The sequence below is a fragment of the Nitrobacter sp. 62-13 genome (genome assembly GCF_001896955.1).
In the GTDB taxonomy this organism is placed as follows: Bacteria; Pseudomonadota; Alphaproteobacteria; order Rhizobiales; family Xanthobacteraceae; genus Nitrobacter.
The window spans coordinates 1-8526 of record NZ_MKRN01000163.1; the positions used below are offsets into that span (position 1 = coordinate 1).

The window sequence follows — 8526 nt, forward strand, 5'->3', positions numbered from 1 at the left end:
GGCTTGCCGACCAGGACCGCTGCGTCGCGCTGTTTCGCAGCCGCGGCCGGCCGGAAAATCTCAAATTCGCGGAAGTGCATGCCGACATCATCCGCAAATTCGGCCGCTTCCCTCATCGCAATGCCTTGCTCGGACGCATGACGAGCGCGGAGGAACAGGCTTTCCTCGACGCGGGCGGGTTCGCCGGATAGCTCCTTTATTTTGTCGCGCGTTCTGCTTCGTCCGAAAACGCGTTAATGACGGTACGTTGAAGGGCTGCCCATTGCCGTTTCGCCTCCGCGTCATATTGTGCCGATGCCCGCCCCGTCCACACCCGAACTGAATTTCAAGGAGACACGACGATGACCATCAAAGTTGGCGACCGCCTGCCCGACGCGACGTTCCGCATCATGACCGAGGACGGGGTTCAGACCAAAACCACCGCCGATATCTTCAAAGGCAAAAAGGTGACCTTGTTCGCGGTGCCCGGCGCCTATACCGGCACCTGTCACAAGCAGCATCTGCCGAGCATTTTCTCAAGCGCGCGCGCCATCAAGGACAAGGGCGTGGACGAGATCGCCATCGTCTCCGTCAACGACGTGTTCGTCCTGAACGCGTGGAAGCGCGACACCGATCAACGCAACGAGGCGACCTTCCTTGCCGATGGCAACGCGGACTTCACAAAAGCGATTGGCATGGAGTTCGATGGCTCCGAGAAGGGTCTCGGCATCCGCTCCAAGCGCTACTCCATGCTGGTCGAGGACGGCGTGGTGAAGAAACTGAATGTCGAGGACTCGCCCGGCAAGGTCGAAGTTTCCGGCGGCGACACGCTGCTGGGGCAGCTTTGAGCCGCTTGTTGCCCCTTCTACCGGGAAAGCCCGCGCCAATGCGCGGGCTTTCTGCTTTCCAGGCCGCCAAAAACTTCATCGATCAGACGGGAATGCCGGCAAGCTATCCATCATGTGAATTAGCCTGGTGAACGACGGGTCGAAAGCTGCATGACTAAGATTTTGGTAGCCTGCGCCTGGATTGCATTTCTCTTCCGGCGGGTGAGACGCGCGAAGGAACACGCGGCAGAAAGGGCAGCAAGCGGCGTGTTGCGCGAACCCTTGTACTGGGTCGGCAGCACATTGAGCCTGACAACCCTCGGATTCAGCATATACATGGCGAACCTGCGGCCGGCTCACATCCGCGGCGGCCTTTGGTTCACGGTCACTGCACTATTCATCGCCACTATCGTCGTCTGGCGCATGCTTAAGCGGCGTCACGGCATTTAGATCAAGCTGACTACTTCAACCGCGCCATGGCCACGCCTTCGCGCGCGAGCTGATCGGCGCGCTCGTTTTCCGCATGGCCGTCGTGACCCTTGATCCAGTGCCATCGCACCTCATGAGGCTTCAGCGCATCATCGAGCCGCTGCCACAGGTCGGCGTTCTTCACCGGCTTCTTGTCCGAGGTGCGCCAACCGTTGCGCTTCCAGTTGTGAATCCAGCCGGTGATGCCTTGCCGCACGTACTGGCTGTCGGTGGTGAGGTCGACCAGCGCCGGCCGCTTCAGCGCCTCCAGCGCCGAGATCGCGGCCAGCAGCTCCATCCGGTTGTTGGTGGTGTGCGGCTCGCCGCCCTTCAACTCCTTCTCGATGTCGCCGAACCGCAGGATCGCGCCCCAGCCGCCGGGACCGGGGTTACCCGAGCACGCGCCATCGGTGAAAATCGTGACATGGGGAAGCGTGGACGAATTCACGCCACCAGCCCCGACACTGCAATGCCGTAATCGCGAATGTTGTCGATGCCTTGCTGGAAGCGCAGCTTGCGGACGTATTCGAGCGGATCTTTTGGTTTCACCAGCGCGCCGGCGGGCACGTTGAGATAATCGACCAGCCGCGTCAGCAGAAACCGCAGCGCTGCGCCGCGCGCCAGCAGCGGCAACGCCGTCTGTTCGGCCTCCGACAGCACGCGTTCGCGATTGTAGGCGCCGAGCAGCGCCCGCGCCTTGGTGACGTTGAAGGAGTGATCCGGCTCGAAACACCAGGCGTTGAGGCAGATCGCGACGTCGTAGGCGAAAAAATCATTGCACGCGAAATAGAAATCGATCAGCCCCGACAGCCTGTCTCCGAGAAACAAAACATTATCCGGAAACAGATCGGCATGGATGACGCCGGCCGGCAGCTTGTCCGGCCAGTGCCGTTCGAGGTGGTCGAGTTCGGCCCCGAGAAAATCGCACAGACCGTGCTGCAAGGTATCGACGCGCGGCGCGGCCTGGTCGAACAGCGGCCGCCAGCCCCGCACCGACAGCGCGTTGGCGCGCGTCATGGGAAAATCGCGGCCGGCAAGATGCAGCTTCGCCAGCGCCTCGCCCGTAGCGGCGCAGTGGGTGACGGTCGGCTTGCGCGGCCACACCCCCTCGAGGAAATCGATGATGGCGGCAGGTCGTTCAGCGAGGCGGCCGAGCGTTTCGCCGCCGCGCGTCCTGACCGGCTGCGGGCATACGATGCCGTGGGTGGCAAGATGCCCCATCAGGCCAAGGAAAAACGGCAGATCTCCCGCCGCCACACGCTTTTCATACAGCGTCAGGAAAAACGATCCGGCGGTGGTATGCAGCAGGTAGTTGGAATTCTCGACGCCCTCGGCAATGCCCTTGTAGGACAGCAGTTCCCCGATGTCGTAGTTTTTCAGAAAATCCGCAAGCTCGTCGGCGGCGACGTCGGTATAGACCGCCATCTCGTATCCCCATTCGAAGGCCGCAGGCCGTGATCAGGCCGCGTCGGGCCGCAGCGAGCGCGGCAACGGGAAGAACTCGTTCTCTTCAGCCGCCGAAACCGTCTCCACATCGAGATCGTAGCGCGCCGCGAACGCGCCCATGATTTCCTCGACGATCACTTCCGGCGCGGAGGCGCCTGCGGTGATGCCGAGGCTCGTGATGCCCTCGAACTTGCTCCAGTCGAGGTCGCTGGCGCGCTGCGCCAGCACCGACACCCTGCAGCCCTCGCGCTCGGCAACCTCGCGCAGCCGCTGCGAGTTGGAGGAATTCGGCGCTCCGACCACGATCAATGCGTCCACCACCGGCGCGACCTTCTTGACCGCGAGCTGGCGGTTGGTGGTGGCGTAGCAGATATCCTCCTTGTGGGGCCCATGGATGTTCGGGAACCGCTGTTTCAGCACCGCGACGATCTCGGCGGTGTCGTCGATGGACAGCGTGGTCTGGGTCACGAAGGCAAGGTTATCGGCGTTCTTCGGCGTGAACTGCTCGGCGTCCTCTGCAGTCTCGATCAGCGTCACCGCACCGGCCGGCAATTGCCCGACCGTACCGACGACTTCCGGATGATGGGAATGCCCGATCAGCAGAATCTCGTGACCGCGCTTGAAATGGATCGCCGCCTCGCGGTGAACCTTGGTCACCAGCGGACAGGTGGCGTCCAGCGAAAAGAAATTTCGTCGCTGTGCGTCGGCCGGAACCGATTTCGGCACGCCATGCGCGGAAAACACCACCGGGGCCTTGGTGTCGTCGGGAATTTCCTCCAGCTCCTCGACGAAGATCGCTCCCTTGGCGCGAAGGCTGTCGACCACGTAGCGGTTGTGCACGATCTCGTGACGCACATAGACCGGCGCGCCGTACAGCGTCAGCGCGCGCTCCACTGTATCGATTGCCCTGACGACACCCGCGCAGAAGCCGCGGGGCGAGCAAAGCACGATTTTTAGCTTCGGTTTGGCATTCATGGGGCGATCCGGGACCGAATCACCCCACACCGGCGGGGCGGGAACGGCCAATAAGAGAAACGACTTTGGACGGCTTTGGGGCGCTGTCAAGGCTGTTCCGTTAAGCCACGGGCCGACAACAGCAAACCATTGCGCACTCGACCCTCGACGGCTTATATAGGCCAATTCCCGTCATCGTCGATGACCAAAAGGCTCTGCCCCTGAGGGGTGGGCGGAGCGCAAAGGAGATTTGCCATGAGCAATGCACCGCTGATGCCGAAGGCGACTGCCGTGTGGCTCGTCGACAATACCGCCTTGTCGTTTGACCAGGTCGCCGATTTCACCAAAATGCACCCCCTGGAAGTCCGCGCCATCGCCGACGGCGATGCCGCCCAGGGCATCAAGGGCATGGACCCGATCTCCACCGGCCAGCTCACCCGCGACGAGATCGAGAAGGGCGAGAAAGACCCGGACTACCGCCTCAAACTCAGCGAGAGCAAGGTGGTGCTGCCGCCCGCGGCCAAGAAGAAAGGTCCCCGCTATACCCCGGTGTCGCGCCGTCATGAACGGCCGAGCGCGATCCTCTGGCTGGTGCGCAACCACCCCGAGTTGAAGGACGCGCAGATCATGCGCCTGGTCGGCACCACCAAGACCACGATCGCCGCGGTCCGCGACCGCACCCACTGGAATGCCTCGACGCTGACGCCGATGGACCCGGTGACGCTCGGCCTCTGCTCGCAGATCGAACTCGACTTCGAGGTGCAGCGCGCAGCCAAGGAGAAGCCCACCGATCAGCAGTATGGCGGCGCCACCCTGCTGCCGGCGTCGGAGACCACGCGCAAGGACGCCGAATTCGAGCCGACCGAAAAGCAGCGCGACGATCTCAACGTCGATGCCGTGTTCGCCAAGCTGAAGACCATCGGCGGCAAGAAAGCCGAGGACGACGAGGAGGAGTAAGGTCGCACTCCCTCCCCTGGGCACGGGCTGTCATTTTCGGCGCGGGTTGCTCGTCTCGCGTCGCGCCGCCATCGTCCCCGCGAAAGCGGAACGCGGCGCGCCAAGCGTCAGCGATGTAAACAAAACATTGCGGGGTACGGGATACCCGCCTTCGCGGGGTATGACAGCAACGGCAGCAAACCCGCTACTGCCCGTTCAGCATCCGCTCGGCGAGATCGCGGTGGGTGCGCTCCATCCGGTCGGAGCGGGTGGCGGCGACGTCGCGATCCTTGCGGCAGGCGGCATAGGCCGCGGAGCCCTGCGGGCCGCCGTGCGCCTGGCAATAGGCATCGTCATCGCCCTGCGATACGGCGCTCGCATTGTGCCGCTCAAGATTGGCGCAGCCGCCGAGCGACGTAATCAGTACAAGAGCGGCGATTCGCATCGATGTCTTCAGTCGCATGGTCGTTCCCGGATTGCCAGTGACACGACTGTTCGGACTCAATTGCGGGAATTGTAAGTCCATCGAATACCCCCGGCTCATGTCCTGCTTTTCAGCGCGCCTTGAATCTCCTCGAGCACCTTCGGGTCCTCGATGGTCGCGGGCATCGTCCATTGATCGCCATCCGCGATCTTCTTGATGGTGCCGCGCAGGATCTTGCCTGAGCGCGTCTTCGGCAGCCGGTTCACCGTGATCGCGCGCTTGAACGCCGCGACCGGACCGAGCTTCTCGCGCACCAGCGCCACGACCTCTTTCTCGATCTCGGCGGCATCGCGGCTGACGCCCGCCTTCAGCACCAGAAGGCCGCACGGCACCTCGCCCTTGATGCCATCCCTGACGCCGAGCACTGCGCATTCCGCAACATCCGGATGCGATGCGAGGATTTCCTCCATGCCGCCGGTCGACAGCCGATGACCGGCGACGTTGATGATGTCGTCGGTGCGGCCCATGACGAAAATGTAGCCATCCTCGTCCTTGTAGCCGGCGTCCGAGGTCTTGTAGTAGCCGGGAAATTCGCTGAGATAGGCTTCCTTGCAGCGCGCGTCCTGCTCCCACAGAGTCGGCAGGCAGCCCGGCGGCAGCGGCAGCTTGATGACGATGGAGCCCATCGCATTGGCCGGCAGCGGCTTTGCCGCTTCATCCACGATATCGACCTGATAGCCCGGCATCGCTACCGTCGGCGAGCCGTGTTTCACCGGCAGCATGCCGAGCCCGACCGGATTGCCCGCGACACACCAGCCGGTTTCGGTCTGCCACCAGTGATCGATGACCGGCCGATTCAAATGCTTTTCCGCCCATTCCACCGTCGGCGGATCGGCGCGCTCACCGGCCAGAAACAGCGTGCGGAACTGGGACAAATCATATTTGCGGATGAACGCACCGTCCGGGTCTTCCTTCTTGATGGCGCGGAACGCCGTTGGCGCGGTGAAGAACGCCACCGCCTTGTGCTGCGAGATCACGCGCCAGAATGCGCCTGCGTCCGGCGTGCCGATCGGCTTGCCCTCGTACATGATCGTGGTGGCGCCATGGATCAGCGGGCCGTACACGATATAGCTGTGACCCACCACCCAGCCGATGTCGGAACCGCACCACCAGACCTCGCCCGGCTTGACCCCGTAGAGGTTGAACATCGACCATTTCAGCGCGACCAGATGGCCGCCGTTGTCGCGTACCACGCCTTTCGGCACTCCCGTCGTGCCGGAGGTGTAAAGAATATAGAGCGGATCGGTGGCGAGCACGGGGACACAGGGGGCGGACTTCCCAGACGCCATTGCGGCCGCGCGTAAGCCTGCCCAGTCGTGATCGCGACCCGCTAGATCGCAACGCTGCTGCGGACGTTGCAAAATGATGCAGGCGGGAACCTTGTGCGCGGCGAGTTTGATCGCCTCGTCGAGCAGCGGCTTGTATTGCACGATGCGGCCCGGCTCCAGACCGCAACTCGCGGAAAAGACCAGCTTCGGTTTGGCGTCATCGATCCGGGTCGCAAGCTCCTTGGCCGCAAAGCCGCCGAATACCACCGAATGCACCGCGCCGATCCGCGCGCAGGCCAGCATCGCCACCACGGCTTCCGGCACCATCGGCATGTAAAGAACGACGCGATCACCTTTGGCGACGCCGAAGTCCTGCAAGACGGCGGCGAGCGTCGCCACTTCCTTGAGCAGTTCCGCGTAGGTGAAAGCGGTGATGGCGCTCGGGCCGCCCGGATTGGCCAGCGGCGAATCATGGATCAGCGCGACCTGGTCGGCGCGGCCGCCGGCGACATGGCGATCCAGCGCATTGTAGCAGGTGTTGACGACGGCGCCGGCAAACCAGCGGCCGTAAAGCCCCATCGACGGATCGAAGATCTTTTTCGCCGGCTCGATCCAGTCGATGTCGCGCGCAGCGTCAGCCCAGAAACCTTCGGGATCGCCGAGCGAGCGGCCGTAAATCTCGCGGTAGCGGCTTTTTTCCTGAATATTCATCGCACATCTCCCGTTCCTGCATTGTCACGGGATGCGGTGCTCATTTCAAGGGCGGCGGCCTTGTCCTTACGGAGCATTCCTCCTTCGAGGGAGCCGCGCTCCGGCTTCACAGCGGCGATCGCCGCCTCAGCGCGGTTGATGCCTCCATGCAGGAAAGGAAGCGTCCCCCGCAAGCGCATGAACGGCTGCGAGTTGATGTTTTCGTCGTCTTTGGTGAAGTCGAAGCCGCCTTTCGGCGCCTCATAGACCACGCGGCCGTAATTGCGGCCCGAAAAGGCCGGGCTTCGGCTCGACGGTGGCGCCGAGCAGCGGATGGCCGAACTTGTCGGGGCGTTCGCGCTCGAGGCTGGCGATGGAGCCAGGCTCGAACAGCCCGCCATCATAAACGATATAAGCGAAGGACTGGCCTTCCGTTGCCGGGACCGATCGACGCGGCTTGGCGCGATCCTTTTCTGCCGCCGTCAGACGGCCCGTCCGTACCACTTGTCCAAGTGGCGGTCGAGGACTCGCCGGCTATCGCCGCCGAGGCCTCGATGGGATCCGCGTCGCCCTGCGGCGTCACCCACAACAGACGGATGACGCCGATGTCTTTCGGCGTAGAGTCGGTCTCCCAATAGCCCGTTGTCTTCTAGGCCATCACGCCGGATTTGTAGCGGTCCTTGCCGCGGACGGTCAGCGATTCCTGGTTTTGGAATTCGTTCTCCCCGTTGATCCGCGGTGGTTCGATCCAATCTCACTCCGCGGCGACGGCCGTATCGCCGATGCGCGGATCAAGTTTGCCCGTGCGATAAAGCTTGGCCATTTCAGCCAATGGGATCACCTTGATCTTCGACGCGTTTCCGGCGGTGCCGAACTGCTCGAAGCGCTCGCGGCAGAGGTCGCGCATCGCATCCATCGCGGGCTTGAGGAACTTGCGAGGATCGAATTCGCTTTTGTTGTTGGTCGCGATTTTCCGGAACACCGCGGTCATCGCCAGACGGCAGTCGGTATCGATATTGACCTTGCGGACGCCGTGCTTGATGCCGCGCACGATTTCCTCGACCGGCACGCCCCAGGTCTGCGGCATCTCGCCGCCGAACTTGTTGAACTCGTCCTGCAGGTGCTGCGGCACCGAGGACGAGCCGTGCATCACCAGATGCGTGTTGGGAAGGCGGCGATGGATCTCCTCGACCACTTTCATGGCGAGAATGTCGCCGTCCGGCTTGCGCGAGAACTTGTAGGCGCCGTGCGAGGTGCCCATCGCGATCGCCAGCGCGTCGACCTTGGTGGCGCGGACGAAATCGACGGCCTGATCGGGATCGGTCAGCAGTTGATCGTGGCTGACGGGGCCTTCAATGCCATGGCCATCTTCCTGCTCGCCGCCGCCGTGCTCGAGCGAGCCGAGCACGCCCAGTTCGCCTTCCACCGAAGCGCCGACCCAGTGCGCCATGTCGACGACCCGTCGGGTGATGTC

The 8526-nt window shown here is 63.2% G+C and carries 10 protein-coding genes and 1 pseudogene; 4 read left to right on the plus strand and 7 right to left on the minus strand.

Annotated features, from left to right (window positions below; translation table 11 throughout):
* From BGN91_RS11245 to BGN91_RS11255, 3 genes are all read left to right on the plus strand, one after another.
* The coding region (locus BGN91_RS11245) for a DUF924 family protein (protein ID WP_292613151.1) at positions 1-191 on the plus strand (191 nt) is incomplete at its 5' end.
* Between the two features lie 150 nt (positions 192-341).
* A complete protein-coding gene (locus tag BGN91_RS11250) occupies positions 342-827 on the plus strand; it encodes a peroxiredoxin (protein WP_292613153.1) in 486 nt (161 codons plus the stop codon).
* A 150-nt stretch (positions 828-977) separates the two neighbouring features.
* Positions 978-1256 carry a hypothetical protein gene (locus BGN91_RS11255; RefSeq protein WP_292613155.1) on the plus strand — a complete coding sequence of 93 codons (279 nt, stop codon included), beginning with the start codon at positions 978-980 and terminating at the stop codon, positions 1254-1256.
* 10 nt (positions 1257-1266) lie between these two features.
* Here BGN91_RS11255 and rnhA read toward each other — a convergent pair whose 3' ends face one another.
* From rnhA to ispH, 3 genes are read right to left on the minus strand one after another with little or no spacing between them, the layout of a single operon-like run.
* A complete protein-coding gene (gene rnhA, locus BGN91_RS11260; RefSeq protein ID WP_292613158.1) occupies positions 1267-1722 on the minus strand; it encodes a ribonuclease HI in 456 nt (151 codons plus the stop codon).
* Positions 1719-2699, minus strand: a complete 981-nt coding sequence (locus BGN91_RS11265) for a homoserine kinase (RefSeq protein WP_292613159.1) — start codon at positions 2697-2699, stop codon at positions 1719-1721. Before BGN91_RS11265 ends, rnhA begins: the two co-directional genes overlap by 4 nt.
* A 33-nt stretch (positions 2700-2732) precedes the next feature.
* The gene (gene ispH, locus BGN91_RS11270) at positions 2733-3695 is read right to left on the minus strand and encodes a 4-hydroxy-3-methylbut-2-enyl diphosphate reductase (protein WP_292613161.1); all 963 of its coding nucleotides are present in this window, start codon (positions 3693-3695) and stop codon (positions 2733-2735) included.
* A gap of 234 nt (positions 3696-3929) precedes the next feature.
* Between ispH and BGN91_RS11275 the strand changes: the two genes are divergently transcribed.
* The gene (locus BGN91_RS11275) at positions 3930-4631 is read left to right on the plus strand and encodes a cell cycle transcriptional regulator TrcR (protein ID WP_292613163.1); all 702 of its coding nucleotides are present in this window, start codon (positions 3930-3932) and stop codon (positions 4629-4631) included.
* 184 nt (positions 4632-4815) lie between these two features.
* Here BGN91_RS11275 and BGN91_RS11280 read toward each other — a convergent pair whose 3' ends face one another.
* The 4 genes and pseudogenes from BGN91_RS11280 to BGN91_RS11295 all read right to left on the minus strand — a co-directional run.
* Positions 4816-5073 carry a hypothetical protein gene (locus BGN91_RS11280; protein ID WP_292613165.1) on the minus strand — a complete coding sequence of 86 codons (258 nt, stop codon included), beginning with the start codon at positions 5071-5073 and terminating at the stop codon, positions 4816-4818.
* A 77-nt stretch (positions 5074-5150) separates the two neighbouring features.
* Positions 5151-7073, minus strand: coding sequence for a propionyl-CoA synthetase (locus BGN91_RS11285; protein WP_292613167.1), 1923 nt, complete (start codon positions 7071-7073; stop codon positions 5151-5153).
* A gap of 176 nt (positions 7074-7249) precedes the next feature.
* Positions 7250-7710: pseudogene (locus BGN91_RS11290) on the minus strand (RuBisCO large subunit C-terminal-like domain-containing protein); the annotation flags it as partial.
* Positions 7711-7806: 96 nt separating this feature from the next.
* A partial coding sequence (locus BGN91_RS11295; RefSeq protein ID WP_292613169.1) for a class II fructose-bisphosphate aldolase occupies positions 7807-8526 on the minus strand: 720 nt, incomplete at its 5' end.

Bases quoted from the DNA above. Each gene is read 5' to 3' on its own strand.
- BGN91_RS11250 (WP_292613153.1), top strand. From the start codon at position 342: ATGACCATCAAAGTTGGCGACCGCCTGCCCGACGCGACGTTCCGCATC.
- BGN91_RS11255 (WP_292613155.1), top strand. From the start codon at position 978: ATGACTAAGATTTTGGTAGCCTGCGCCTGGATTGCATTTCTCTTCCGG.
- BGN91_RS11265 (WP_292613159.1), bottom strand. From the start codon at position 2,699: ATGGCGGTCTATACCGACGTCGCCGCCGACGAGCTTGCGGATTTTCTG.
- ispH (WP_292613161.1), bottom strand. From the start codon at position 3,695: ATGAATGCCAAACCGAAGCTAAAAATCGTGCTTTGCTCGCCCCGCGGC.
- BGN91_RS11275 (WP_292613163.1), top strand. From the start codon at position 3,930: ATGAGCAATGCACCGCTGATGCCGAAGGCGACTGCCGTGTGGCTCGTC.
- BGN91_RS11280 (WP_292613165.1), bottom strand. From the start codon at position 5,073: ATGCGACTGAAGACATCGATGCGAATCGCCGCTCTTGTACTGATTACG.
- BGN91_RS11285 (WP_292613167.1), bottom strand. From the start codon at position 7,073: ATGAATATTCAGGAAAAAAGCCGCTACCGCGAGATTTACGGCCGCTCG.